Here is a 24,281-nt window from a genome sequence, read left to right on the forward strand (position 1 = left end):
CGACCGCGGGGCGACTGACGGGCCGGCGGCGTGACCGCCTTGCCGGGCCACGAGGTATAAGTCGCCAGCGGACCAACAGGTTTCCATGAAGCTCAGGCACCTCGCAGGGACCGCCCTCCTCGGCGTCGGCGCGCTCGCCGCGGTCAACACCGGACTCCGGTACGAGGGCGAGCTGGAGGCCCCGCTCGACGGCGACGACGGCGTCTTCCGCTGGCGCGGGATGGACGTCGCGTTCACCGAGGCGGGCGACCCCGACGACCCGGACCTCGCGCTGTTCCACGGGATCAACGCCGCCGCCTCCTCCGGCGAGTGGCGCGCGGTGTTCGACGACCTGGCCGCCGACTACCACGTGATCGCGCCGGACTTCCCGGGGTACGGCCGCTCCGACCGGCCGCCGCTCCGGTACTCCGCCGCGCTGTACGAGGACTTCGTCCGCGACTTCCTCGCCGACCTCCACGAGCCGGCCGTCGTCGCCTCGTCGCTGTCGGCCGCGTACGCCGCCGGGGCGGCGACCGGGGACGGGTCGGGGAACGACGCGGTCGACGTGAGCGGCTTCGTCGGCGTCTGTCCGACGAGCACCGCCGGGCCGAGCCCGCCGAAGTCGTGGCTCCGCGAGCTGATCCGGTCGCCGCTGATCGGGGACGCGCTGTTCAACGTCGTCGCCTCGAAGCCGTCGATCCGCTACTTCAACGCCGACCACGGCTACGACGACCCGACGAACCCGGGCGAGGAGTGGACCGACTACGAGTGGCGGACGACCCACGTCGAGAACGCTCGGTTCGCGCCGGCCTCCTTCGTCTCCGGCTACCTCAACAGCGACGTCGACCTGGCGGCCGCGCTCGCCGACCTCGACGTGCCGCCGACGGTCGTCTGGGGGCGCGAGGCCGAGGTGAGCCCCCTCTCCGACGGCCGCGAGCTCGCCGACGAGGCCGACGCGCGCCTCGTCGTCTTCGACCGCGCGCGGCTGCTCCCGCACGTCGAACACCCGGACCGGTTCGTCGAGACGGTGCGGGAGAGCCTCGTCGCCGGCGCGACCGCCTGAGGCGGGAGCGACGCCGCCCCGGTTCGCCTCGGCGAGTCCCAGTATCACGCCTGAACATCGGAGAGCAACCGGTTTAGGCGGGGGTCGCCGAGGCGGGGATATGACCGACCCATCCCTTCGAGTGCTCTGCGTCGACGACGAGCCGGGGCTCGCGGCCCTCGTCGCGGCGTACCTCGAACGCGACGACGGGATCGACTGCGAGGCCGTCGCCGAGACGGATCCGGGGACCGCGCTGGAACGCATCGAGCGCGAGGCGTTCGACTGCGTCGTGAGCGACTACGACATGCCCGGCCGCACCGGGGTCGAGCTCCTCTCGGCCGCGCGGGAGAGCGAGCCGGACCTCCCGTTCCTCCTCTTCTCCGCGACGGAGCCGGACGCCATCGCGGCCGAGATGGTCCGCGCGGGCGTCAGCGACTACGTCGGCAAGCGCGGGGGCGCCGACGGCTACACCGCACTCCTGCGCCGCGTCGGGCACGCGGTCGACGGTGAGAGAGGGAGCTTCGGAGCGGGCGGCGAGGGCGCCGGAACGGGCGGCAAGGGCGAGTCGGTCACGGAGTCGACGGCCGCGACCGACGTCGCGCTCGACGGCGTCTGCACGGTCGCGCCCGACGGGACCTTCGAGTTCGTCGGGAAGGAGTACGGGCGGCTGTACGGCTACGAGCCGGACGAGCTGGTCGGCGAGCCCTGGCAGCGCCTCCACCCGGACGAGGAGGTCGAGCACATCCGGAGCCACGTCATCCCCGCCGTGATGGAGGGCGAGCGGTGGACGGGGACGAGCGAGGGACTCCGCGCCGACGGGACGACGTTCGCGGAGTCGAAGATGGTGAGCACGGCCAGCGACGACCGACTCGTCATCTCGGTGTCGCCGTTCGACGAGGTCGGCGGCGGGGCAGCCGCGAGCGACTGAGGCGGTCGCGCGGTCGGCGCTCCCCGCGGCGGCGAGGCGGGCGTCGCCGACGGGCTACCGCTCGTCTCGCCGGACGTACAGCGTCTTCTCGCAGGCGGCGTGGACGACTCCCTCGTCGTCGACGAGCGAGACGAGGTACTCTCGATCGGTCGACTCGCCGGGCGCGAGCGCGTCGCGGATCGCCGTTGTCTCGGCGGCGGGGAGCTCGCACTCGGCGTACAGCGTGTCGCGGCCGGGCTCGAGGAACTCGACCGAGGCCGACTTGTCCCAAACCGTGAACTCGTCGCCGAGGACTCGCCGGAGCATCGTCATGTACAGGGGGTCGATCGCGCCGTAGAGGCTGCCGCCGAAGATCGTTCCGACCCCGTTGCGGGTGCGCCAGTTACAGGGAATTCGGACCCGCACGAACCGCCAGTCGGCGCCGATGTGGTCGACGCGGGCGCCGGTCCCGCGGTAGGCCGGCAGGAGGTTGAAGCCGTGCCGCCAGAGGCGGGTCCGGAGGCTCTCCGCCGGCGGGTCCTCGCGGAGGGGGCGCGGATCGGGATCGCGGTCGACACCGGTCGGCGAGTCGGTCACGTCCCGGGAAGACGCCGCCGGCGACAAACCCGTGTCGGAACCGGCGACAACGCGCCCGAGGTTGTCGGCGTCGGACGCTTATTTATATACACGGCAATGGCGCGTGCCGACGAGCGCCCGCAGGGCGCGAGTCGCACGCGCGAGGGAGTCAGTCGCCGGAGCGAAGCGGAGGCGACTGACGAGGCTGGGGAGGTGTGAGGTGCGGTGCTGTGCGTGGCGGGACTCAAAGGGGCAGTCGCGAGGGCGAAGCACGGTGACGGAAGCACCGCAGCGAGCAGCGCGAGCGAGGAGCGCACCGAGCCGCGCGAGTCCTCGCGACTGGGGCTTTGGAGGTGTTCACCGTCGAGCCGCGCTCGACTGTTTATAAGTGATCGACTGGGATTTCGGAAGCGCTTCCGTCGGTCTCGGTCCCATCCGATCTCGCTCCCGCTCTCACGTAGGCGGCCCGAAACGGGTATCCGCGCGCGTCGGTAACCCGACACCGATGGAGTGCGACAAGTGCGGGGCCGACGCCGTCCACCACGCCGCCTACTCCGGGGCGCACCTCTGCGGCCAGCACCTCCGCCGGTCGGTCGAGAAGCGCGTGAAACGCCGGATCCGGGAGGATTCCCTCCTCGATCCGGAGGCGACGCCCGAAGACCCCGACCGCTGGGTGATCGGCCTCTCAGGCGGGAAGGACAGCGTCGCGCTGACCCGAATTCTGGACGACGTGTTCGGCGAGGACCCCCGCGTCGAGATGCTCGCCCTGACGATCCACGAGGGGATCGAGGGGTACCGCGACGAGAGCCTCGACGCCTGCGTCGAGCTGGCCGCGGAGCTGTCGCTCCGCCACGAGGTGGTCTCCTACGAGGAGGAGTTCGACGTGCGGATGGATGACGTCGTCGAGAGCGACCCCGAGAACATGGCCGCCTGCGCGTACTGCGGCGTGTTCCGCCGGGACCTCTTAGAGGAGTACGCCGCCGAGTTCGACGCCGACAAGCTGCTCACCGGTCACAACCTCGACGACGAGGCGCAGACGGCGATGATGAACTTCCTCGAGGGCGACGTGCGGCAGGTGGCGAAACACTTCGACGCCTCGCTCGGTCCCTTCGACGAGCGCGAGGAGACCGACGACTTCGTCCCGCGCGCGAAGCCCCTCCGCGACGTGCCCGAGAAGGAGATCGCGCTCTACTGCCACGTGCGCGACCTCCCGACCCACATGGCCGAGTGCCCCCACTCCTCGGAGGCGTACCGCGGCGAGATCCAGTCGACGATCCACGAGTTAGAGGAGAATCACCCCGGCGCCCGCCACTCGATCATGGCCGGCTACGAGGAGCTCTCCGCGCTCGCCGCCGAGGCGTACCGCGAGGGAGGCGACGCCGCCGACGGCTCCCCCGACCTCGGCGAGTGCGAGCGCTGCGGCTCGAAGACGAGCCGCGACGTCTGCCGGAAGTGCCGGCTGCTCGACTCGATCGAGGCGGCGAGTTAGTTTTTCGCCGGTCGGATGTCACGGTCGACCCGCCCGAGCAGGTCGAGCTGGTGGGTGAGGTAGACGAGGTCGCCGGCGTCCAGCTGTCGCCGTCGCTCGGCGAGCCAGTCGTCGAGGGCGGCGATCGAGAGCGATCCTCCGTCCCCGTCGGCGGCGATCACCTCGCCGACGGCCTCCTCAACGGTGTCGAGAATGTGCCGGAGGAAGAACGCCTCGTCGCCCGGATAGCCGGCTCCGTCGCCCGAGCGGCCCGCCGCGCCGTCGGCCGGGCGCACGATCCAGTCCGAGCCGGCGATCCCGAGGAGCGTCGAGCCGTCCGCCTCGCGCAGACGCGAGAGCGCGGCGCCGCCGGCGCGGCTGTTCCCGCCCGGCTTCTCGTCCATGTGTCGGTGGTAGAGCCGCTCTACCGCCCGATCGTCGGGGTGCGCCGGGCGGAACCGGGTGCCGCCGTCGAAGGTGATCGGGAAGTAGTACGTGCCGCCGGGCGCGAGCGCGTCGAGCAGTGCGTCGAGGCCGTCGAGGTCGAGCACGTCGAGCAGCGCCATCCCGATCAGGGCGTCCCACTCGCCTGCGTTCTCGCCCGCGTACGCGACCGCGTCGGCGGCGACCGGCTCGACCCTGACCGTGCGCGCGTCGGCCTCGACGACGAGCGCGTTCGCCTCGTCGCCCCCGGAGCGATCGCGGGCGTCGGAGACGGAGACCGACCCTTCCCGCTCCGCCGCCCACTCGCGGAGGAACGGCCCGAGCCCGGCGAGCGCCCCCGCGTCGCGGTCGACGGCGACGTACCGAGCCTCGCCGGGCGGAAGCACCTCCCAGTCCAGCAGCCGGGCGACCATCGTCCCGATCCCGGCCCCGACCTCCAGCACGCGGAGCGGCCCAGCCGTCGACGCGGCGCGGTCGGCGAGCCGCTCGCGAAGGAGTCCGACGAGCCGCCGGTCGAGCGCCCGGTCGTCGACGGCCCGCTTCGCCCGGAGGTAGCGCCGGAACGCGGCGGTGTCGGCGGCGAGCGCGTCGCCGCCGCCCCCGTCCGAGGACCCGTCGCGCTCTCCCGTCACGTCGCCACCTCCGGATCGGTCGCGTCGACGCCGTCGACCGCGTCCGCGACCTCGGCGAGGAGCCGGCGGACGCGCGCCGTCGACTCCGACCAACTCGGATGGCGCTCGTACCGTCGCCTCGCGGCGCGGCCCATCTCGGCGAGCCGGTCGGGGTCTCCCGCGAACCCCTCCAGCGCGCGGGCGACGGCCGCCGGGTCGTCCGGGTCCACGAGGACGCCCGTCTCGCCGTCCGTGACGGTATCGCTCGCGCCGCCCGCCCGCGAGGCGATCGCCGGCAGGCCGAAGCTCATCCCCTCGAGATAGACGATCCCGAACCCCTCGTACCGGGAGGGGACCGCGAGGACGTGGCTCTCGCGGAGGACGTCTGCCAGTTCGGCGTCCGACAGCCGGCCGGCGAAGCTGACGCGGTCGCCGAGCCCGCGCTCCCGAACCAGTCGCCGGACGTCGCCGACGTGGCCCTCGTCGACAGTTCGGCCGACGACGGTGAGCTCGACCGCGGCGTCGGCCCGCGCCATCCCCTCGACGAGCGTGTCCAGCCCCTTCCGCGGCTCGATGTTCCCGACGAAGGCGACCCGGAGGGGGGAGGGGTTGGAGTCGCCGAGCGCGGCCGCTCGTTTCTCGATCGCGTCGTCGTCGATCGCGGGGTCGAACCGGTCGCCCGCGGGCGGGGCGACGACGGTCGCCTCGGGGTCGACGCCGAGGGCGGCGACGGCGTCGCGGGTCGCCGCGCTGTTGCAGACGACGCCGTCGACGGTCGCGAGGTACCGGCGCTCCACCGCGCGGTACAGCGGCGAGAGCCGGCGCGGCTCGCTCGCCCGCAGGTGGTGGACGACGCTCACGACCGGGTACGGCAGGTCGCGGTTGGCGAGGACCAGCGAGGGGTGCGCGAGCTCGTCCTGGAGCATCACGTCGACGTCGACGCGGAGGCGGTCGCGGAGTGACGGGCTGGCGTTGTCCAGCAGCCCGCGGGGGTACGCCCGCCACGGGAGCTCGACGACCTCGACGGCGTCGCCGGCGGCCCGGAGCCCCTCGACCAGCTTCCGGTCGTAGCGGAACCCCCCCGACCGCTCGTCGAGGCTCCCGTACAGCGTGAGCCCGACCCTCATACCGGCGCGTCGTACGTCGCGGCGGCCGCGTCGTCCTCCCAGACGGTCACGGCCAGCTCGGTCACGGTGTCGTCGGTCACCGCGTCGGTCACGCGCTCGAAGATCGCTCGGGCGAAGCGCTCGACGCTCGGATTGCGACCCTCGAACTCGGGGAGGTCGTTGAGCAGCTCGTCGCGGTAGCGGTCGGCGAGGTCGGCGAGCGCAGCCTCCGCGTCGTCGATGTCGACGAGGTAGTCGTGCTCGTTCAGCGCCGGCCCGCGAAACGTCAGCTCCACCTCGAAGCGATGGGAGTGCGGGACCCCCTCGGGCCCGGGGTCGGGGACCGTGAGGTAGTGCTGGGCCACGAAGTCGGTCAGCACCGTCGTCGCGTACATGGACCGATCCACGGACGCGACGCACCTAAATCCGGAGGGCGGCGGTAGGGAGGCGAGGGAATCGCCTCGCGGTTCGCGTCTCCCTCACAGGTATCCGAGCGCCTCGAGCCGGGCGCGCTCGCCCGTCTCGCCGTGGACCCGGCTCACCGGAAGCGGCTCCGGCGGTTCGAGCGCGGGGTCGAGGGTCCCGCGATCGACGCCCGTCGCCTCGGCCCACGGGACGGCGAGGAGCGCCGGAACGGGGGTGTGCATGGGGTGGCCGTACAATCCCCACTCGCCGAAGAGGTTGCCGTGGTCGGCGGTGACCGCGACCCGGCCGTCGACGTTGTCGACGAGCGTCGCCACCTCGGCGAGGACGTGCCGGAGGTTCGCCTCGTAGGCGTCCCACACGCGCTCGACCGAGACCTCGCCGCGCCGGAGCGACACCCACGGGTTCCCCTCGTTGCTGTGGCTCCCGGTCCGAGCCAGCCCGTCGTCGCCGTCGAGGGGATCCGGGACGAACGGGTGGTGCGGCTGCATGTAGTGGACGACGAGCCGATCCGGGTCGCGCTCGCGGGCCAGCGCGACCGCCCGGTCGGTCACGGCCGCCGCCGGCACGGTGCCGAGGGCGTCGTCCCACGCGTACTTCCACACCTCGTCGAGCGCGGCGAACGCGTCGACGTCGAGGTAGCGGTCGGTCCACGTGTTGCCCGTGACCATGACCGTCCGCGCCGTTTCGGGACGGTCGACGAACGTGTTCTCCAACCACTCCGAGGAGGAGCTCCCGACCGACCGGACCGTCTCGACCTCGCCGAGGAAGCCGAAGTCGGGCGCGACCGAGCGGAACAGGTCGGCCCGGCAGGCGTCGAGGACGACGAGGACGTCCCACTCGCGGTCGAAGGCGTTCGTCCCGTAGTCGAGCCGCCGACCGATCGCCTGCAGCCCGCGCAGATAGGCGGTCCCGAGGCGGCTCATGCCCGGCTCCGTCACGACCGCCAGTTGGCGCGAGGCGACTAAACCGCTCCGGCGGGACACCTATACGTCTCCCCGCCTCGGTACGACCGTGAACTGTCTGTTCGTGGGGGCCGGGTCGATCTCGCCGGAGTACGCCGCCGGGCTGTCCGGGAGTTCTCTGTCGCTCGCCGGCGTCGTCGACCTCGACGGGGACCGCGCCGCCGCCCTCGCCGAAGACCACGGCTGCCCGTCGTTCGCCGATTTAGAGACGGCGCTTTCGGCGGTCGACGCGCCGCTCGTCGTGAACCTGACGAGCCACGCCGCCCACGCGCCGGTGACGCGGACCGCGCTGAAGGCCGACCGCCACGTCTACTCGCAGAAGCCGCTCGCGCTCGACGCCGACGGGGCGCGTGAGCTGGTGGCGCTCGCCCGCGACCGCGGGCTCGCGCTCGGCTGCGCGCCCGGCACGCCGCGGGCGCCCTCGCAGCGACGCGCGGGCCGGCTCCTCGCCGACGGCAGGCTCGGCCCGGTGGGACTCGGATACGCCCACGCCCACGTCGGTCGCGTGACCGACTGGCACGACCGCCCCGAGTCGTTCCTGGAGATCGGCCCGCTGTACGACGGCGCCGTCTACCCGCTCGCGCTGCTGGTGTCGTGGTTCGGCCCGGTCGAGCGCGTCCGCGTCGCCGACGCCCTCGACGTGTGGCCCGAGCGCGAGGACCGGCGACCGTCGACGCCGAGCCACGTCGAGGCGACGCTGGCGTTCGCGGCGGGCCCGACCGTCAGGCTGACCGCCAGCTTCTACGCGCCCCACCGAAGCCGGGAGTTCTACGGGTTAGAACTCCACGGTGACGACGGCTCGCTGTACCTGAAGGGGACCGGCGCGATGGACGACGACCGCGACGCCGTCCGGTTCGGCCGGGTCGGGCGGGAGTACGTGAGCGCGCCATCGGCGGCTCCCGAGGAGCCGTACGAGTACGTCGACGCGGTGGAGCGCCTCGCCGCGTCGGTCGAGGCCGGGTCCCCCTCGCGGGCCGGAGGGCGCCGGGGCGCCCACGTCGTCGCCGTCTGCAACGCGATCGAGGCGGCCGCCGAGGGCGACGGGCCGGTCGCGGTCGACGACTGCGGGGCGACTGCCGACCCGCCGCCGGCACCGGTGGTGCGGCCGGCGGCGTCGGGGGAACGTAATACGAACGGGGAGGGCGAGGAGACGTCGGGGCCCGCAGCGATCCGCCTCCCCGCCGTCGGCTTCGGCTGCTCGCGCTACCGCGACGGGGAGTACGTCGAGCGCGCCGACTCGATCGCGACCGCGCTCGATTCCGGCTACCGCCTCCTCGACTCCGCGGAGCTGTACGGCAACGAACATCGGATCGGGGAGCTGCTCGCCGCGCCGGGCGCGCCGGACCGCGAGCGCGTGTTCCTCCTCGGGAAGGCGTGGCGCACCAACCACCGCCGCGAGCACCTCCTCGACGCCTGCGCGGGCAGCCGCGAGGAGCTCGGGATCGGCGCGTTCGACTGCTACGCGCTCCACTGGCCGTCGGCGCTCGAACACCGGGGAGAACTGCGACGGCTCGCAGAGAAACCGGTCGAGCGACAGGAAACGCTCACCTTCCCCGAGGACGCGGACGGCGGGCTCGCGACCGCCGACGTGTCGCTCGCGACCGCGTGGGAGAACCTGGAGGCCGTGTACGACAGAGGTTGGGCACGGACGCTCGGGGTCTGCAACGTCTCGCGGGCGCAGCTGGAGACGGTGCTGGAGGCGGGCGAGGTCGACCCGGCCTTGGTGCAGGTGGAGCGACACCCCTACCGTCCCCGTGACGAACTCGTCGCGTTCTGCCACGAGCGCGGGATCCGGGTCGTCGCGCACTCGCCGCTGTCGGCGCCCGGGCTCCTCGACGAGCCCATACTCGGCGAGATCGCCGACGACCGAGGGCTCTCGCCCGCCGCGGTCGTCGTCGCGTGGAACGCCTCGCGAGGGGTCGTCCCGATCCCGTCCAGCACGAGCGAGTCGCACGTCGTCTCGAACCTGGCCGCCGGGGGCGAGCGACTGACCGACGGCGAGGTCGCTCGGATCGACGCCCTGCGCGACCCCGACTTCGAGCGGTAGGGCAATCGTAACGGATCCGACCTCGCCGGTTCGGGCGGTATTCCTATGTGACAGAAGTCCGTGTGTGTGGTATGGCAACGACCGAATCACGACAGTCCGCGATCGACGTCGGCTCGCTCACCGGCCTCCACTGGGTAGGGATCGTCGCGGCCCTGGTGTCCGCCGCGATCCACCTCCGTCTCGGTGTCGGGGGGCTCGCGTTGCCGCTGCGGATCGGCTTCCTCCTCGCCGGACTCGGCTTCGTCGGAGCGGTCGTGCTGGTGCTGCTCGACTACCGCCGGCGCACGGTGTACGCCGTCGGGATCCCCTTCACGCTCGTCCAGATCGTCTTGTGGTACGGCATCAACTTCGCGGGCGGGACGAAGTCGTTCCCGGCCGACGTCGGGACGCTCGGCGCCGTCGACAAGGTCGCGCAGGTCGTGTTGATCGCCGTCCTCGTCGCCCTCCTGCGCCGGTAGCCGTGCCGGACCGGGAGCGCCGACGGCGACGCGGCCGCGCCGCGCCGACACTCCGAGAGAGCGTAAACGCGCATCGAACCGCCGTAAACGCCGCCGTTTCGGACGGGACGGGAGGCGACGGGTAGATGGCCGAGGCCCGCCAGCGACGGCCCCTCCGCGTCGGGATCGGCGTCGGGCTCCCGCTCGTCGCCGCGGTCGCGCTCGCCGCGCTCCTGTTGCGGCTGTTCCCCGCGGACGCGACGGGGCGGTGGGGGCTCTCCCCCGCCGTCGTCGCCGGCGTCTGCTGGGCCGGACAGCTCTGGTACGTCGGCTACGGCCTCGATCCGGAGGGGATAACCGGCGGCTTCTGGCGGCGTCTGTTCGGGCTCGCGAATACGGTCACGCTCGTGCGGGGCGCGCTGTACGCCGTCGTCGCCGGGTTCATCGTCGCGCCGCCGGAGACGGCGCTCGCGTGGATCCCGGCGCTGTGTTACGGAACCGGCGTCGCCCTCGACAACCTCGACGGGACCGTCGCCCGGACGGTCGGTCGGGAGACGGAGATCGGTCGCCGGCTCGACATGGCGTTCGACACGTTCGGGTTCGTCGCCGCGCCACTCGTGGCGGTGGCGTGGGGTCTGCTCCCGGTCTGGTACCTCTCGATCTCCGCCGCGCGCTACGTCTTCCGCGGGGCCGTGTGGCTGCGGCGCGCCCGCGGGCTCCCCGTCGGCGACCTCCCCGACAGCGACCTCGGGAAGTACCTCGCGGGCGTCCAGATGATCTTCGTGACCGTCGCGCTCGTCCCACCGGCGCCGACGGATCTCGTGTGGGCCCTCGCGCCAGTCGTCCTCGCCCCGTCGCTCGCGGTGTTTACGCGGGATTACCTCGCCGTCAGCGGGCGGCTCCCCGGGCGTCGCTGACCCGTCGGACGCTCACGAGTACTCCAGGATCACCTGGACCGTCGCGTCGGGCTCCGAGTCGAGCAGCTCGTACGCCTCCGGCGCGCGCTCGAAGGGGATCCGGTGAGTGATCAGCTCGTCGGCGGGGATCCGATCGAGCCGGTCGAGGGCCGCGTCCATGCGTCGGTCGCGGTCCCAGCGCCCTCGGAGTTCGGGGCTGATCGTCGACACCTGACTGGAGACGATGTCGATGCGGTCCCGGTGGAACCGCCCGCCGAGGTCGATCGGTTCGCGCTTGGTCCCGTACCACGAGCCGACGACGATCCGCGCGTCGTAGCCGACGACCCCGATCGCGTCGTCGAGCGCGCTCGGCTGACCGGACAGCTCGATCGCGAGGTCAGCGCCGTCGACGGCGGAGTCCTCGTCGGCGAGGCCCGACCCGGCGGCGTCGGCGGCGCCGAGCTCGGCCGGCGTCGTCGTTCGGTCGGCGCCGAACTCCGCGGCGAGCGCCCGGCGGCGCTCGATCGGGTCGACCACGACGAGCGACTCCAGCGGGAACGCGGCCAGCAGTCGGGTGACGCAGAGCCCGATTACCCCGGCGCCGAACACCACGACCCGCTCCCCGAGTCGCGGGGCGGCGTCGAGCACGATGTTCGTCGCGGTCTCGACTGAGGGGAGGAGCGAGCCGGCCGCCGGCGTCGTTCCCGGCGGAAGCGCGACCACCGAGTCGGGGGTCGCGCGGAAGCGCGTCCGGTGGGGCACGAACGCGAACACCGACCGACCGACCCACTCCGGGTCGACGTCGGCGCCGACCTCTCGGACGACGCCGCTCGCGGCGTAGCCGTACTGAAGCGGGTACGAGAGGTCGCCGTCGAGCGCGTCGAGCGTCTCGTCGGCCGGAAAGTCGGCCGGCGTCTGGTCGCGGTACACGAGCAGCTCCGTGCCGGCGCTTATCGCCGACGTTCGGGTCTCGACGAGCAGTTCGCCGGCGGCCGGCGGGCCGACGGCCGTCTCCCGCACCTCGACGGTCTCCGGGCCCGTGAAGTAGAGCGCGGCGTCGGTCATCGGGTCGGGAACCCGATCCGGTCGCGGGCGTCGCCCGAGCGAGGCACCGGGTTTCGGCTCGGCTGGTGGCGTGACACGTGGATCCCCACGGACCGTGCGATGTTAAGTCCTCGCGCCGTCCGGCGGGCCGGAGCGGTGTCGGAAAAACGGAAGCGACGGCGGGCGTCGTCGGTCGGCCGCGCGGCGCCTAGCGGATGACGTCGAGGCCGTTGTTCTTCTCGGTCGGCTCGGTGCCGCCGTCGGACTCCCAGCCGCGGTCGGCGCCGCCGGAGGTCGCGGCGCCGGCGGTGCCGTTCGCCTCGGCGGCGCGCGAACGCGAGTCGCCGAGGTCCTCGCCGTCGACCGCGGCGCGGGACTTGTCGGCCTGCTTCTGCGTCGAGGGGCCGAGCACCTGCGCGCTCTGGACGCCCGTCATGATCGCCATGACGCGGACCTTCCCCTTGTACTCGTCCTGGATGCGGGCGCCCCAGATCACGTTGGCGCTCGCCTCCAGCCGCTCGGTGATGTTGTTCGCGATCCCCTCGGCCTCCTTCAGCGTGAGGTCCGGGCCGCCCGTGATGTGGACGAGCCCGCCGGAGGCGCCGCGGTAGTCGACGTCCAACAGCGGGTGGTTCATCGCGTCGTTGACCACCTCCTGCGTCTTGTTCTTGTCCTGGGTCTCGCCGACCAGCATGACGGCCACGCCGCCCTGGTTCATGATCGTGGACATGTCGGCGTAGTCCAGGTTGATGAGGCTCGGCTGGGTGATCGTCTCGGAGATCCCCTTCACCGTCTCCGCGATGATCTGGTCCATCACGGAGAACGCCTTCCCGATCGGCAGATTCGGCACGTAGTCGAGCAGCCGGTTGTTGTCGAGGACGATGATCGAGTCGGCCTCGTTGCGGAGCGACTCCAGCCCCTCCTCGGCCTTCACGGTGCGGGCGCGCTCGACGTTGAACGGCGTCGAGACCATCCCGACGACGATGGCTCCCTGATCTTTGGCGATCTTCGAGACGACCGGCGCCGCGCCGGTGCCGGTGCCGCCGCCCATCCCGGCGGTGACGAAGACGAGGTCGGCGTCGCCGAGCACCTCCTTGATCGTCCCCTGGGCCATCTCGGTGGCGCGCTCGCCCATCTTGGGGTCGCCGCCGGCGCCGAGCCCCTGCGTGAGCGACTTGCCCACGAGGATCTTGGTGTCGGCCTCGACCATCTTGAGGTGCTGTTTGTCCGTGTTGATCGCGACGGTGTCGGCGCCGTCGACGCCGATGTTGTACAGCCGGTTGATCGTGTTGTTCCCGGCGCCGCCGGCACCGACGATGACGATCCGGGGGTCCCCGAACTCGTCGTCGTCCATGTCGACGTCCATGTCGCGCTTCTCCGCTTCCGCGTTGTCGAGGGCGTCCTGAACGAGATCTTGCATCAGTTTACACCTTCGCCCAGTTGCGGTTGCGGCCGCGCTCGTCGCGCTCGCCGTCCTGTTCGTTCAACATGTCGCGGACGGCCGACCGGATCGCCTCGCTCCGGTTCGGGAACTCGCCCGTCTCGACCATCTGTTCGACCTCGTCGATCTGCTGTTTCGGGATTCGTAGTGTCACACGCTCCATTGGTATTCCCCCGGTAAGACGGCGAACACGCGACGCGTGTGTCTTACAGCGACGAATCGCCCGTCGACGAGGTCATCCCCGCCGCGGACGGCCGCTGTAAGACGACCGTCTTACGCAACTCAAAACACCGAGGCTACCATTATAAAACTATCGGCGGTTGTAAGACAACCACCGGAGGCGTCGTATTCGGACTCCTACAGGCCTGTGGCTCTGTTATCTGTCGTTTAACACGTCTGCAGCGGGCGTCCGCCGGCCGCAGCCGGGGCAGAACGCCCAGTCGGTCCGCAGCTCGTCGCCGCACTCGCAGAACGCCCGATGAGACTGTTTTTCGCCGCAATTCGGACAGTAGACGTGGTCAGAAGGGACGTTCTCTCCGCAGCCCCCGCAGGCGTTTTCTCCCGCGTTCGCGGTCGGCCGCGTCTTACGCCGCCCCGTCTCGGCGTCCGCCGACGTCTCACGCGTCACACGGGCGTCGGCGTCGTCGGCGTCAGGCGCGTCGAGAGAGACGTTCACGTTGATCTCGGCCGGGCCTCCGGACGCATACGTCGCGTCGGACGGGACGGACCGCCCGCCGAGGCGGTCGGCTAACGCGACGTCGAGCCGATCCGCGATGAGATCGTCGACGCGGTCGGCTAACGCGGCGTCGACCGTCTCGTCGGCGGTCGAGCCCGCGTCGGGGGCGGTCGCCTCCTCGGCGTCGTCGAGGTGGGTGCGGAGGGCCTCCCGCATCACCTCGCTCTTGGAGGCGTCACACGCTTCCAGCCGCTCGACCAGATCGTCGTCGGCCCGGAAGGTGATCTTACTCATGCGAACTCCATATCGACCGTGCTACAAGTATCTTCCCCCCGATATCGGACGGTGGCCGCGAGACGTTTCAGCCCCCGGAAACGAGCGCGTCGAGCCGCCGCGGTCGGCGGAAATCATGCGACATGGTCACACGTGTGTCTGACGCAGATTTATACGGCCCGCGTGGGCATACGTGTGTATAATGAGTAACCGCGTCGAGGACCTCGAACGACAGGTCGCGGAGCTGCAGGCGGCGGTCAACGGGCTCACGGAGGAGCTGGTCGAAATGAAAGAGCGCGTCCGACAGGTCGAGGACGCCCAGGAGGTGTCCGTGCAAGCGGACGCCGCGGACGAGGAAGCGCGAGAGGCCGCCGACGCCGCGGCGGAGTCGTCCGGCGGCGAGCGGCGGACGCACTCCGACGACCACGTCGAGGTCGTCGAGCGGACCGGCAGCGAGGGCGCGGAGACGAACGCGAACGCGGACGCCGAAGCCGAGAGCGACGACGACATGGTCGTCCCCGAGCAGGAGGCGACGACGCCGGACGCGGAGGCCGGCGGGTCGGACGCGGAGAGCGACGACGAGGAGTCGGACAGCGACATCATCGTCGCGTAACTCGCCGCCACATCCCCGCGTCACATGCACATCACTGAAGTCGTTCTGGACGGGTTCAAGAGCTTCGGGCGGACGACGAGGATCCCCTTTTACGACGACTTCACGGTCGTCACGGGACCGAACGGCTCCGGCAAGTCGAACATCATCGACGGGGTCCTCTTCGCGCTCGGGCTGGCTCGCACCCGCGGGATCAGAGCGAAGAAGCTCACCGACCTGATCTACAACCCCGGCCACGACGACGGCGAGGGCTCCGGCGGCCCGAACGAGGCCTCGGTGACGGTGGTGCTCTCGAACGAGGACGGGACGCTCGACCGGTCGCAGGTCGTCTCCGCGGCCGGCACTGAGAACGTCGGCGACGTCTCCGAGATCACGATCAAGCGCCGCGTGAAGGAGACCGAGGACAACTACTACTCGTACTACTACCTCAACGGGCGCTCGGTGAACCTCTCGGACGTGCAGGACCTGCTCGCGGCCGCCGGCGTGACGCCGGAGGGGTACAACGTCGTGATGCAGGGCGACGTCACCGAGATCATCAACATGACCCCGTACCAGCGGCGGGGGATCATCGACGAGATCGCCGGCGTCGCCGAGTTCGACGAGAAGAAGGAGGCCGCCTACGAGGAGCTCGACACTGTCGAAGACCGGATCGGCGAGGCCGACCTCCGGATCGGCGAGAAGCGGGACCGGCTCGACCGGCTGTCCGACGAGCGCGAGACCGCCCTCCAGTATCAGGAGTACCGCGACGAACTGGAGGAGTACCGCGGCTTCCTCAAGGCCTCCGAACTGGAGGAGAAGCGCGAGGCGCTCGACGGCGTCGAGGACGACATCGACGAGGCGGAGGCCGAGCTCGCGGAGCTCCGCGAGGAGCTCGACGCGAGACAGGGGAAGCTCACCCGTTTAGAGGAGGATCTGGCCGACCTCAACCACGAGATCGAGACGAAAGGCGAGGACGAGCAGATCCGGATCCGGTCGGAGATCGAGGAGGTGAAAGGCGAGATCTCGCGGCTGGAAGACAAGATCGAGGCGGCCGAGGAGCGCGCCGCGGAGGCGGAGACGGAACGCCGCGACGCCTTCGTCCAGATCGACCGGAAGGAGGAGACGATCGAGGAGCTCGAATCGGAGATCCGCGAGGTGAAAGTCGAGAAGGCGTCCGTCAAGTCCGAGATCGCGACGAAGCGGTCGGAGCTGGCGGACGTCGAGGCCGAGATCGAGGGCGCCGACACCGAGTTCGACGAGCTGAAAGCCGAGCTCGCCGAGAAGAAGGAGGCGATCGAGTCGCTGCGCGAGACGAGAAACGAGAAGCAGCGCGAGAAGGACCGCCTGCTCGACGAGGCGCGCCGGCGATCGAACGCGGTGAGCGAGGCCCGGACCGAGCTGGAGGAGGCCCGCGAGTCGCTGCCGGAGCACAAGGCGCGGATCTCGGAGCTCCACAGCGAGCTCGACAAGGCCGAGAAGAACGAGGAGACGATCGAGGAGGCGGTCGCCGACCTCTTCTCGGAGAAGGCGGAGAAGAGCGAGGACCTGGAGGCGGTCGAGGAGGAGCTCCGCGAGAAGCAGAACGAGTACGCCAAGCTGGAGGCGGCCGCCGACCAGCGCGGCGACACCTCCTGGCCGCGCGCGGTGACGGAGGTGAAGAACGGCGGCATCGACGGAGTCCACGGCGCGGTCGGCGAGCTGGGCTCGGTCGAGGCCGAGTACGCGGAGGCGTGCGAGACGGCCGCCGGGGGGCGGCTCGCGAACGTCGTCGTCGACGACGACGGGGTCGGTTCGACGTGTATCGACTACCTCAAGCGGCGGAACGCGGGGCGGGCCACCTTCCTCCCGATCACGGAGATGGACGACCGGAGCCTCCCGCGGAAGCCCTCGCTTCCGGGCGTCGTCGACTTCGCGCGGAACCTCGTCGACTACGACGCCGCGTACGCCTCGGTGTTCTCGTACGTGCTCGGCTCGACGCTCGTCGTCGAGGACATGGACACCGCCCGCGAGCTGATGGGCGACTACCGGATGGTCACTCTCGACGGCGATCTCGTCGAGAAGTCCGGCGCGATGACGGGCGGCTCCGGCGGCGGCTCGCGGTACGCGTTCACCAAGTCCGGCGGCGGGAAGCTGGAGCGGCTCGCGACCGAAATCTCGGAGCTGGAGGACGAGCGGCAGTCGCTGCAGGCCGAGATCGACGACCTCGAGGGCGACATCGACGACGCGCGCGACCGGAAGGCCGACGCCGCCGAGCGCGTCCGGTCGCTGGAGGCCGACGTCGAGCGCGCCGAGGACGACCTGTCCGACGCCGAAGAGCGCATCGACGAGCTGGAGACCGAGCTCGAGGAGCTGGAGGCCGAACGCGAGTCCGTCGACGAGGAGATGAGCGATCTGGACGCGGAGCTCGACGAGCTCGATTCGGAGATCGCGGAGTTAGAGGGCGAGATCGAGGAGATCGAGGCGGAGCTCGCCGACTCGAAGATCCCGGAGCTCTCCGAGCGCGCCGACGAGATCCGCGCCGAGATCGCGGACCTGGAAGACCGGATGAGCTCGCTCGACGGGCGGCGGAACGAGCTGGAGCTAGAGAAGGGGTACGCCGAGGACGCCGTCGACGAGCTCCACGACGCCGTCGAGGAGACGCAGAACCGGAAGGCAGAGGCGGAGGAGGCGGTCGCCGAGCACGAGGCCGCGATCGAGGAGCGGGAGGCCGACCTCGCGGAGAAGAAGGAGGCGATCGCCGACTTAGAGGAGGAGCTCACGGAGCTGAAGGCCGACCGCGAGGACCTCCGCGAGGAGATCAAGGCGGCGACCCGCGAGCGCGACGAGCAGCGCTCGCTCGTCGCCGAGGCGGAGTCCGACCTGGAGGACCTGACCGACCGCCGCGACCGGCTGGAGTGGGAGATCGACGAGCTGGAGTCGCAGGTCGGCGAGTACGACGCCGACGAGATCCCCGACCTCGACGAGGTCGAGTCGCGGATCGAGGAGCTGGAGGCCGAGATGGAGGCGTTAGAGCCCGTCAACATGCTCGCGATCGACGAGTACGACGAGGTGCAGGAGGCCCTGGATCAGCTCCAGGAGCGCCGGGACGTGCTGGTCGAGGAGCGCGACGCCATCGAGGAGCGCATCGAGGGGTACGAGGCGGCGAAGAAGGAGACGTTCATGGCGACGTTCGAGTCGATCAACGACCACTTCGAGGAGATCTTCGCGCGCCTCTCGGCCGGCAGCGGCGAGCTCCTCTTAGAGAACCCCGCGGACCCGTTCGAGGAGGGGCTGACAATGAAGGCGCAGCCCGCCGACAAGCCGGTCCAGCGGCTCGACGCGATGAGCGGCGGCGAGAAGTCGCTGACCGCCCTCTCCTTCATCTTCGCCATCCAGCGGCACAACCCCGCGCCGTTCTACGCGCTCGACGAGATCGACGCGTTCCTCGACGCGGTCAACGCCGAGCGCGTCGGCGAGATGATCGAGGAGCTGGCCGAGGACGCGCAGTTCGTCGTGGTCGGCCACCGCTCCGCGCTGTTGGAGCGCTCCGACCGCGCCATCGGCGTCACGATGCAGGGCGACAACCTCTCGGCGGTCACCGGGATGCAGTTCGGCGGCGGCGACGGTGACAGCGACGACGAGGTGACCGCGGATGACTGAGCCGCCGGAGTCGGCGGGAGGCGTCCCCGACCTCGACCTGACGAGCGAGCGCGACGGGGGGTCGCGGGACGGCCCTCTCCCGGAGACGCCCGGGCGCAACGAGCCCGCGGCGAGCGACGGGGACGGCGACGCGAGGGTCGACGAGGCGGACGGCGGGGAGCCCGGAACGCCCGGCGAGGACGGAGAGGACGGAGAGGACGGAAAAGTCGAGCCCGTCGAGCTCCTCGTCCAGCTCGCCGAGGAGGGCGAGATCGAGCCGTGGGACATCGACATCGTGCAGGTGACGGACGCCTTCTTAGAGCGACTCGACGAGACGGACCTCCGGACGACGGGGCGGGCGCTGTTCTACGCCAGCGTCCTGTTGCGGATGAAGAGCGACGGAATGCTGGCCGACGACGACGATGACGACGAAGAGCCGGCCCCGGAGCCGTGGGAGGTCGCGATGGAGGGCGGTGCGCCGGACCCCGCCGACGGCGACTTCGACCCGGTCAGCGAGTTGGAGGCGGAGATGGACCGGCGGCTCGACCGGAAGAGCACCCGGGGGTCGCCGGAGACGCTCGACGAGCTGGTCCGGGAGCTCCGCGAGGCCGAACGCGGCTCGTGGTGGAAGGACTCCCGCGAGTACGACACCTCGGAGTCGCCGCACGGGTACGACCGCGGCACGCAGACGCTCGACTACCACACGGGCGACGAGTTCCGGCGCGACGGGGAGCCGACCGCGGGCGAGGCGACCGACCGCACCCACGACGAGGACATCGAGGAGGTGATAGTGGAGATCGACAACGTCCTTCGGACCCACTTCGACCGCGGGCGCACGGAGGTGCTGTTCGGGGAGATCGAGAGCGCCGGCGGGCGCCCCTTCATGACGTACCTCGCGCTGCTGTTCATGGCCCACCGCGGCTCGGTCCGGCTCCAGCAGGACGACCTGTTCGGCGACCTGTGGGTGAAAGACCCCGCGGCGATGACCGGGGAGTCGGAAGCGATAGCGGATTAGTACGTTTTCGAGAGCGGTGTCGGTTCTGGATTCTTTGGCGGTTATTTACAAACAAATGAAGCGGTGGCGCGTGCCTGCGAGCGCCCGGAGGGCGCGAGTCAGCACGCGCGAGGGAGTCGCTGGCGCCGTCGGCGCCAGCGACGAGGCTGGGGAGGCGTGAGGTGCGGTGCTGTGCGGGGCGGGGTGGACGCAAAGGGGCAGCAGCGAGGACGGCGCAGGCGACGTAAGCACCGCAACGAGGGAGCGAACGAAGTGAGCGACCGAATGAGGAGCGCAGCGAGCGTGCGCCGTCCTCGCTGTTGGGGCTTTGGCGGTGTTCTCCGGCAATCCGGAGTCGGCGATTTATAAGTAGTCGCCCAGCAGCGGCTCGACGCGCTCTCGGGTATCCTCCGGGATCGCCTCGGTTGGGGTGTTGACGGTGCCTTTGAGGGAGGTGTGCGCGTCGCACTCCAGGTCGTCCGGGAGAGTTCGGACCGCCTCCTCGACGGCGGCCTTGATCGCCGTCTGATTCTGCTCGGCGTTCTCCAGCACCTCTTCGAGCGTCACCTCGCTGTCCGCCTTCCAGACGTCGTAGTCGGTGACGCCGGCGATCGTCGCGTAGGCGATCTCGGCCTCGCGGGCGAGCTTCGCCTCCGGGATCGCGGTCATGCCGACGAGGTCCCACCCTTGGCTCTTGTAGAACTCCGACTCCGCGCGCGTCGAGTACTGGGGGCCCTCGATGCAGACGTACGTGCCGCCCTTCACGACGCCGGTGTCGGCGGGCGCGGCCGATTCGGCGGCCTCGGTGAGGTGATCGACGAGTTCCGGGCTGTACGGGTCCGCGAACGGCTGGTGGACGACGACGCCGTCGCCGTAGAAGGAGAGGTCGCGGCGCTTGGTCCGGTCGTAGATCTGGTCGGGGACGACGAGCGTGCCGGGCGCTAACTCCTCTTTCAGGCTCCCCACCGCGTTCGACGCGAAGACGTGGGTGACGCCGGCCTTTTTCAGCGCGTACATGTTCGCGCGATACGGGAGGTCGGTGGGCGAGACGCCGTGGTCGGAGCCGTGCCGCGGGAGGAAGGCGACCTCCTTCCCGGTGTCGGCGAACTCCCCGATCGTGATCGCGTCGCTCGGCTCGCCGTAAGGGGTGTCGTACTCCACCTCGCGCACGTCGTTCAGCGGGAGCGCCTCGTAGATGCCGCTGCCGCCGATGAAGCCGATGGTGCTCATACCCGGACTCCGTCCGCTCGCTACTTATAAGAAGTGAACGCGGGCGGGGAAGTGAGTGAACGCGGGCGGCGACCGTCGCGAAGAGGGAACCGAATCAGGCCGGCGTCGCCGTCTCCGCTTCGATCTCGGCCTCGATGAGGTCCCTCGTGTTCTCCAGATGGGTCCTGAGCTGGCGCTCGTTGTACCGCCTCGCGACCGGTTCGAGGAGGCGGTCGCGCAGCGAGTCGCCCATCTCGTACTCGGTCCGATGGAGGATCCGGGTCCCGTCGCCGCCCGCGACGTAGCGGTTGCGCGTTTCGCCGCGCATCCCGTCGCTGTCGATCGCGACCGCGATCTCCGCGTTCGGTTCGACGACGGTCAGCTCCATCTCCATCTCGGTCGCGATCCCGAGCAGCTTGTACGTCGCGCGCATCTCGGCCCCGGTCTCGGTCTCGCTCAGCACCTCGAAATCGCGCAGACCGGCCATCGTTCGCGGCCAGTTCTCGGGGGCGCTGTCGAACGCGAAGACGCGTTCGACGGGCGCTGCGATCTCGATCTCGTACTCGAATGTCGTCATATTGTCTCAACTCGGTCGTCGAACCGAACGGTGCGGTCGCTGCCGGAACGGGTGTCGGAGCAGTCGCCTCGGTCGACTCACATATATAGGCTCTCTGAGGTATTAAACGGGCGCTCACCGCGTAGAGACCGTCCCCTCGCGGAGAACGTTCGAGACGGCGGTCACAACAGCCACCGCACCGCCGCCAGCGCGAGCGCGCTCACGACGAGCAGGTGGACGAGGACGGCGCCGACGGCGGCGCCGCCGACCTCGCGCATCTCGCGGACCCGTATCGAGAGCCCGAGGCCGACGAACGCCAGCGTGAACAGCGCGTCCGAGACGCGCCCGATCGACTCCAGCACGGCCGGCGAGAGGAGCCCGCTGTTCGCGATCGCGGCGACCGCGAGGAAGCCGAGGAGGAACTTCGGGAACTCCGCCCACAGTCGGCGGACGCCCGGCTCGGTCGCCGACCGCGCCGTGTACGCCAGCGAGTAGGCGACGGCGACGCCCCCAAGCAGGGAGTTGCGCGCGAGCTTCGTCACGGTCGCCCACTGGCCCGCCTCCGGCGAGTGGGCGAACCCCGCGGCCGCGACGGGGCCGGTGGAGAACATGCTCACGCCGGCCCAGACGCCGAACTGGCGCCCGGTGAGTCCGAGCCACTCGCCGGTGATCGGGAACGCGACGAGCGTGACGGCGTCGAAGAGGAGCACGGTCGCCGCCGCGAACGTGATCGCCGACCCGCGCGCGTCGAGCACGCGCCCGATCGCGACGACCGCGGAGACCCCGCAGATGCTCGCGCCCGCCGCCAGAAGCGAGGGCGTGGTCCCGTTGAGCCGGAAGAGCACGCGCGCGATCAGTTCGGCCAGCAGGAGCCCCCCGCCGACGGCGACGACGACCATGCCGAGCACGGTCGGCCCCGCGGCGAGGAACTCCTCGACGACGACCGCGGCGCCGAGCAGGACGATCCCGGTCTCTAAAAACAGCTTGTCGATCCCGACGCCCGGCTTCGCGAGATCGGGCGTCCCGACCGCGTTGCCGACGAGCGCGCCGAGCGCGACCGCGACGACGAGCGGCTGGAGCCCGTGGACCGCGCCGGCGACGAGGTTCGCGAGGAGCGCCCCGGCCGCCAGCAGCGCGAGACCGGGGACGTACGGCCGGGCGGCGTCGACGACGCGCATCAGAAGACGCCCGCGGCCTGTCCCGCGAGGTGGGCGGCGACGATCCCCAGTCCGAGCGCGAGCGCCTGCCACCCCCGGTCGAGCGCGGTCCATCGGTCGACGATCGGCGATCCGGTGCCGCGGGCGTCGTCCGCGTCGGTCGCTCGGTTTCCGGCGTCGTCCGCGCCTTCGCCGGCGGCGCGCGGTCCGTCGGCGGCGTCCCCTGTCATGCCAGCGGGTCGGCGCGCTCGGTATTTATAAGAACGGACTCGGGCAGCGCGGGCGCCCGGTCCGGGACCGAAAGAGGCAGGTTCCGGGCGGTCGTCTCACGGACGCTCGGATGCCGACCACACAGATCAAGGACCCGGTGCACGGCTACGTGGAGCTGCCGGACGCGCTCGTCGACGGCGTCGTCGACACCCGCCCGTTCCAGCGGTTGCGGTACGTCCGCCAGCTCTCGGCGACCCACCTCGTCTATCCCGGGGCGAACCACACGCGGTTCGAGCACTCGCTCGGCGTCTACCACCTCGGCCGCACCGTGTTCGAGAACCTCCGCCGGCAGTCGTACTTCGCGCGGGGCGCGACGACCGACGAGCTAGAGGAGATCCAGCGCACGCTGGAGTGCGCCTGCCTGCTCCACGACGTCGGCCACCCGCCCTTCTCGCACCTCTCCGAGGGGTTCCTCGACGAGGGAATCTTGCGTGAGCGGATCGTCGACACCGGGCTCGTGGACGCCTTCGACCGGGCGGGCGTCGGCGGCGCGCCGCTCCGGTCGGCGAACCCGCACGAGCTGCTCGGCTGCGTCCTCATCGTCGAGGAGTACGGCGACGCGCTGCGCTCGTTCGACGTCGACCCGTTCGAGGTGTGCGCGTACGTCCTCGGCTACAGCCTCGCGTACGAGCGCGGCGCGCCCTGGCAGTACGGGGTCGGCGCGCAGCTGCTCCACTCCCCCATCGACGTCGACCGGCTCGACTACATCACCCGCGACAACCGCATGACCGGCGCGGGCGTGTTGAGCTTCGACGTCGACCGGATGGTCGACGCCTACACCGCCCACCCCGAGGCGGGGCTGGCGCTCACCGAGAAGGCGCTCTCGACCATCGGCAACTACCTCGAGGGGCGGATCGCGCTGTACATGTGGGTCACCCAACACCACAAGGCCGTCTACGCCAACCGCCTCCTCCAGGAGCTGCTCGGCGAGTACGAAACCGTGGTCGGCGAGAGCCCGGTTACCGTCGACGGCGTGCTCTCCAGAGAACTGGACGACAACGCGGTGCTCGAACGGCTCCGGACCGCCGCCCGCGATCACCCCGACTCGACGCTCGCGTCGATGTACGACCGGTTCCGCGGGCGGCGATTCCCGGCCACCTGCTGGAAACACCGGATCGCGCTCGCCGACCGGATCGGCGGCGACCTCGGCGGCGGTCGGGGCGCCGGGGGCGACGGCGGGGACGACCGCGACGGCGGGGGCCGCGCCCCCGACCTCGACGAGTTCACGGCGTGGCTCACCGAGGGCGACGACCGGCTGGAGCGGCTCCTCGCCGACGCGCTCGACGTGCCGGTCCACGAGGTGTGGATCGACCGATCGTACGTGCCCGCGTACGACCCCGACGAGCTGGAGGACATCCCCATCGCCTACGGCGGAACGACGCGCTCGGTGGGCGACTGGGGGCTGTACGGCGACCGCGCGTTCGACGTGCCGATCCCCTTCGTGTTCGTCCCCGACGGGACGAAGCGACGGGCGATCCGCGTCCTCCGGGAGGCGTTCGAGCGGGAGGTCGGCGAAGCGACGCGAGCGTGACCCGGCCCGGGAGTCGCCGATC

The 24,281-nt window shown here is 71.0% G+C and carries 23 protein-coding genes; 10 read left to right on the plus strand and 13 right to left on the minus strand.

Annotation, left to right across the window (positions count from 1 at the left end):
• Positions 1-85 precede the first annotated feature (85 nt).
• Together FGM06_RS12915 and FGM06_RS12920 are read left to right on the plus strand one after the other, a co-directional pair.
• A complete protein-coding gene (locus tag FGM06_RS12915; protein WP_144799647.1) occupies positions 86-1,042 on the plus strand; it encodes an alpha/beta fold hydrolase in 957 nt (318 codons plus the stop codon).
• Between the two features lie 100 nt (positions 1,043-1,142).
• Positions 1,143-1,949 carry a response regulator gene (locus tag FGM06_RS12920; protein ID WP_144799648.1) on the plus strand — a complete coding sequence of 269 codons (807 nt, stop codon included), beginning with the start codon at positions 1,143-1,145 and terminating at the stop codon, positions 1,947-1,949.
• Between the two features lie 54 nt (positions 1,950-2,003).
• Here the strand turns inward: FGM06_RS12920 and FGM06_RS12925 are convergent, their stop codons facing one another.
• Positions 2,004-2,525, minus strand: coding sequence for a DUF4442 domain-containing protein (locus FGM06_RS12925; protein ID WP_144799649.1), 522 nt, complete (start codon positions 2,523-2,525; stop codon positions 2,004-2,006).
• Between the two features lie 484 nt (positions 2,526-3,009).
• Here FGM06_RS12925 and ncsA point away from each other — a divergent pair, with 484 nt between their 5' ends.
• Positions 3,010-3,993 carry a tRNA 2-thiolation protein NcsA gene (ncsA, locus tag FGM06_RS12930; RefSeq protein WP_144799650.1) on the plus strand — a complete coding sequence of 328 codons (984 nt, stop codon included), beginning with the start codon at positions 3,010-3,012 and terminating at the stop codon, positions 3,991-3,993.
• Here the strand turns inward: ncsA and FGM06_RS12935 are convergent.
• The 4 genes from FGM06_RS12935 to FGM06_RS12950 form a co-directional block, all read right to left on the minus strand.
• Positions 3,990-5,048, minus strand: a complete 1,059-nt coding sequence (locus FGM06_RS12935) for a methyltransferase domain-containing protein (protein WP_144799651.1) — start codon at positions 5,046-5,048, stop codon at positions 3,990-3,992. The two genes, ncsA and FGM06_RS12935, sit on opposite strands and share 4 nt — an antisense overlap.
• Positions 5,045-6,154: a glycosyltransferase family 4 protein gene (locus FGM06_RS12940; RefSeq protein ID WP_144799652.1), complete on the minus strand. Its 1,110-nt coding sequence runs from the start codon at positions 6,152-6,154 to the stop codon at positions 5,045-5,047. Before FGM06_RS12940 ends, FGM06_RS12935 begins: the two co-directional genes overlap by 4 nt.
• Positions 6,151-6,528 (minus strand): 6-pyruvoyl trahydropterin synthase family protein, encoded by a 378-nt coding sequence (locus FGM06_RS12945; RefSeq protein WP_144799653.1) that lies wholly within the window; start codon positions 6,526-6,528, stop codon positions 6,151-6,153. Before FGM06_RS12945 ends, FGM06_RS12940 begins: the two co-directional genes overlap by 4 nt.
• Before the next feature lie 84 nt (positions 6,529-6,612).
• The gene (locus FGM06_RS12950; protein WP_144799960.1) at positions 6,613-7,482 is read right to left on the minus strand and encodes an alkaline phosphatase family protein; all 870 of its coding nucleotides are present in this window, start codon (positions 7,480-7,482) and stop codon (positions 6,613-6,615) included.
• 88 nt (positions 7,483-7,570) lie between these two features.
• Between FGM06_RS12950 and FGM06_RS12955 the strand changes: the two genes are divergently transcribed.
• From FGM06_RS12955 to FGM06_RS12965, 3 genes are all read left to right on the plus strand, one after another.
• Positions 7,571-9,568 carry an aldo/keto reductase gene (locus FGM06_RS12955; RefSeq protein ID WP_144799654.1) on the plus strand — a complete coding sequence of 666 codons (1,998 nt, stop codon included), beginning with the start codon at positions 7,571-7,573 and terminating at the stop codon, positions 9,566-9,568.
• 71 nt (positions 9,569-9,639) lie between these two features.
• Positions 9,640-10,026, plus strand: coding sequence for a DUF7475 family protein (locus tag FGM06_RS12960; protein WP_144799655.1), 387 nt, complete (start codon positions 9,640-9,642; stop codon positions 10,024-10,026).
• A 125-nt stretch (positions 10,027-10,151) separates the two neighbouring features.
• Entirely contained in the window at positions 10,152-10,922 is a 771-nt protein-coding gene (locus FGM06_RS12965) for a CDP-alcohol phosphatidyltransferase family protein (protein ID WP_144799656.1), read from the plus strand.
• Positions 10,923-10,934: 12 nt separating this feature from the next.
• On the opposite strand, the gene FGM06_RS12970 is transcribed toward FGM06_RS12965, so the two are convergent.
• The 4 genes from FGM06_RS12970 to FGM06_RS12985 all read right to left on the minus strand — a co-directional run bounded on the left by FGM06_RS12970 (position 10,935) and on the right by FGM06_RS12985 (position 14,356).
• A complete protein-coding gene (locus tag FGM06_RS12970; protein WP_144799657.1) occupies positions 10,935-11,966 on the minus strand; it encodes a zinc-dependent alcohol dehydrogenase in 1,032 nt (343 codons plus the stop codon).
• Between the two features lie 187 nt (positions 11,967-12,153).
• Positions 12,154-13,365 (minus strand): cell division protein FtsZ, encoded by a 1,212-nt coding sequence (ftsZ, locus tag FGM06_RS12975; RefSeq protein WP_144799658.1) that lies wholly within the window; start codon positions 13,363-13,365, stop codon positions 12,154-12,156.
• 4 nt (positions 13,366-13,369) lie between these two features.
• A complete protein-coding gene (locus FGM06_RS12980; protein WP_004595187.1) occupies positions 13,370-13,549 on the minus strand; it encodes a ribbon-helix-helix domain-containing protein in 180 nt (59 codons plus the stop codon).
• A 213-nt stretch (positions 13,550-13,762) separates the two neighbouring features.
• Positions 13,763-14,356, minus strand: a complete 594-nt coding sequence (locus FGM06_RS12985; RefSeq protein ID WP_144799659.1) for a double zinc ribbon domain-containing protein — start codon at positions 14,354-14,356, stop codon at positions 13,763-13,765.
• A gap of 181 nt (positions 14,357-14,537) precedes the next feature.
• Here FGM06_RS12985 and FGM06_RS12990 point away from each other — a divergent pair, with 181 nt between their 5' ends.
• From FGM06_RS12990 to FGM06_RS13000, 3 genes are read left to right on the plus strand one after another with little or no spacing between them, the layout of a single operon-like run.
• Positions 14,538-14,948 (plus strand): DUF7518 family protein, encoded by a 411-nt coding sequence (locus FGM06_RS12990; RefSeq protein ID WP_144799660.1) that lies wholly within the window; start codon positions 14,538-14,540, stop codon positions 14,946-14,948.
• 24 nt (positions 14,949-14,972) lie between these two features.
• Positions 14,973-18,563 carry a chromosome segregation protein SMC gene (gene smc / locus FGM06_RS12995; RefSeq protein ID WP_144799661.1) on the plus strand — a complete coding sequence of 1,197 codons (3,591 nt, stop codon included), beginning with the start codon at positions 14,973-14,975 and terminating at the stop codon, positions 18,561-18,563.
• The gene (locus FGM06_RS13000; RefSeq protein WP_144799662.1) at positions 18,556-19,557 is read left to right on the plus strand and encodes a segregation and condensation protein A; all 1,002 of its coding nucleotides are present in this window, start codon (positions 18,556-18,558) and stop codon (positions 19,555-19,557) included. The genes smc and FGM06_RS13000 overlap by 8 nt, the downstream gene beginning before the upstream one ends.
• 342 nt (positions 19,558-19,899) lie before the next feature.
• Here FGM06_RS13000 and mtnP read toward each other — a convergent pair whose 3' ends face one another.
• The 4 genes from mtnP to FGM06_RS13020 all read right to left on the minus strand — a co-directional run bounded on the left by mtnP (position 19,900) and on the right by FGM06_RS13020 (position 22,688).
• Positions 19,900-20,766: an S-methyl-5'-thioadenosine phosphorylase gene (gene mtnP, locus FGM06_RS13005; protein WP_144799663.1), complete on the minus strand. Its 867-nt coding sequence runs from the start codon at positions 20,764-20,766 to the stop codon at positions 19,900-19,902.
• Between the two features lie 94 nt (positions 20,767-20,860).
• Positions 20,861-21,322: an SRPBCC family protein gene (locus tag FGM06_RS13010; protein WP_144799664.1), complete on the minus strand. Its 462-nt coding sequence runs from the start codon at positions 21,320-21,322 to the stop codon at positions 20,861-20,863.
• A gap of 161 nt (positions 21,323-21,483) precedes the next feature.
• Positions 21,484-22,479 (minus strand): YeiH family protein, encoded by a 996-nt coding sequence (locus FGM06_RS13015; RefSeq protein WP_144799665.1) that lies wholly within the window; start codon positions 22,477-22,479, stop codon positions 21,484-21,486.
• A complete protein-coding gene (locus FGM06_RS13020; RefSeq protein WP_144799666.1) occupies positions 22,479-22,688 on the minus strand; it encodes a hypothetical protein in 210 nt (69 codons plus the stop codon). The genes FGM06_RS13015 and FGM06_RS13020 overlap by 1 nt, the downstream gene beginning before the upstream one ends.
• A 110-nt stretch (positions 22,689-22,798) precedes the next feature.
• Here FGM06_RS13020 and FGM06_RS13025 point away from each other — a divergent pair, with 110 nt between their 5' ends.
• Complete coding sequence (locus FGM06_RS13025; protein ID WP_144799667.1) at positions 22,799-24,259, plus strand: HD domain-containing protein; 1,461 nt, start codon at positions 22,799-22,801, stop codon at positions 24,257-24,259.
• Positions 24,260-24,281 lie beyond the last annotated feature (22 nt).

It is taken from the genome of Halorubrum depositum, from assembly GCF_007671725.1.
GTDB lineage: Archaea > Halobacteriota > Halobacteria > Halobacteriales > Haloferacaceae > Halorubrum > Halorubrum depositum.

What these genes read in the sequence shown, in the direction of transcription:
- FGM06_RS12945 (WP_144799653.1), bottom strand. Translation starts at nt 6,528, where the DNA reads ATGTACGCGACGACGGTGCTGACCGACTTCGTGGCCCAGCACTACCTC.
- ftsZ (WP_144799658.1), bottom strand. Translation starts at nt 13,365, where the DNA reads ATGCAAGATCTCGTTCAGGACGCCCTCGACAACGCGGAAGCGGAGAAG.
- smc (WP_144799661.1), top strand. Translation starts at nt 14,973, where the DNA reads ATGCACATCACTGAAGTCGTTCTGGACGGGTTCAAGAGCTTCGGGCGG.
- FGM06_RS13025 (WP_144799667.1), top strand. Translation starts at nt 22,799, where the DNA reads ATGCCGACCACACAGATCAAGGACCCGGTGCACGGCTACGTGGAGCTG.
- FGM06_RS13015 (WP_144799665.1), bottom strand. Translation starts at nt 22,479, where the DNA reads ATGCGCGTCGTCGACGCCGCCCGGCCGTACGTCCCCGGTCTCGCGCTG.
- ncsA (WP_144799650.1), top strand. Translation starts at nt 3,010, where the DNA reads ATGGAGTGCGACAAGTGCGGGGCCGACGCCGTCCACCACGCCGCCTAC.
- FGM06_RS12980 (WP_004595187.1), bottom strand. Translation starts at nt 13,549, where the DNA reads ATGGAGCGTGTGACACTACGAATCCCGAAACAGCAGATCGACGAGGTC.
- FGM06_RS13020 (WP_144799666.1), bottom strand. Translation starts at nt 22,688, where the DNA reads ATGACAGGGGACGCCGCCGACGGACCGCGCGCCGCCGGCGAAGGCGCG.
- FGM06_RS12940 (WP_144799652.1), bottom strand. Translation starts at nt 6,154, where the DNA reads ATGAGGGTCGGGCTCACGCTGTACGGGAGCCTCGACGAGCGGTCGGGG.
- mtnP (WP_144799663.1), bottom strand. Translation starts at nt 20,766, where the DNA reads ATGAGCACCATCGGCTTCATCGGCGGCAGCGGCATCTACGAGGCGCTC.
- FGM06_RS13000 (WP_144799662.1), top strand. Translation starts at nt 18,556, where the DNA reads ATGACTGAGCCGCCGGAGTCGGCGGGAGGCGTCCCCGACCTCGACCTG.
- FGM06_RS12915 (WP_144799647.1), top strand. Translation starts at nt 86, where the DNA reads ATGAAGCTCAGGCACCTCGCAGGGACCGCCCTCCTCGGCGTCGGCGCG.
- FGM06_RS12970 (WP_144799657.1), bottom strand. Translation starts at nt 11,966, where the DNA reads ATGACCGACGCCGCGCTCTACTTCACGGGCCCGGAGACCGTCGAGGTG.
- FGM06_RS12965 (WP_144799656.1), top strand. Translation starts at nt 10,152, where the DNA reads ATGGCCGAGGCCCGCCAGCGACGGCCCCTCCGCGTCGGGATCGGCGTC.
- FGM06_RS12950 (WP_144799960.1), bottom strand. Translation starts at nt 7,482, where the DNA reads ATGAGCCGCCTCGGGACCGCCTATCTGCGCGGGCTGCAGGCGATCGGT.
- FGM06_RS12960 (WP_144799655.1), top strand. Translation starts at nt 9,640, where the DNA reads ATGGCAACGACCGAATCACGACAGTCCGCGATCGACGTCGGCTCGCTC.
- FGM06_RS13010 (WP_144799664.1), bottom strand. Translation starts at nt 21,322, where the DNA reads ATGACGACATTCGAGTACGAGATCGAGATCGCAGCGCCCGTCGAACGC.
- FGM06_RS12985 (WP_144799659.1), bottom strand. Translation starts at nt 14,356, where the DNA reads ATGAGTAAGATCACCTTCCGGGCCGACGACGATCTGGTCGAGCGGCTG.
- FGM06_RS12920 (WP_144799648.1), top strand. Translation starts at nt 1,143, where the DNA reads ATGACCGACCCATCCCTTCGAGTGCTCTGCGTCGACGACGAGCCGGGG.
- FGM06_RS12990 (WP_144799660.1), top strand. Translation starts at nt 14,538, where the DNA reads ATGAGTAACCGCGTCGAGGACCTCGAACGACAGGTCGCGGAGCTGCAG.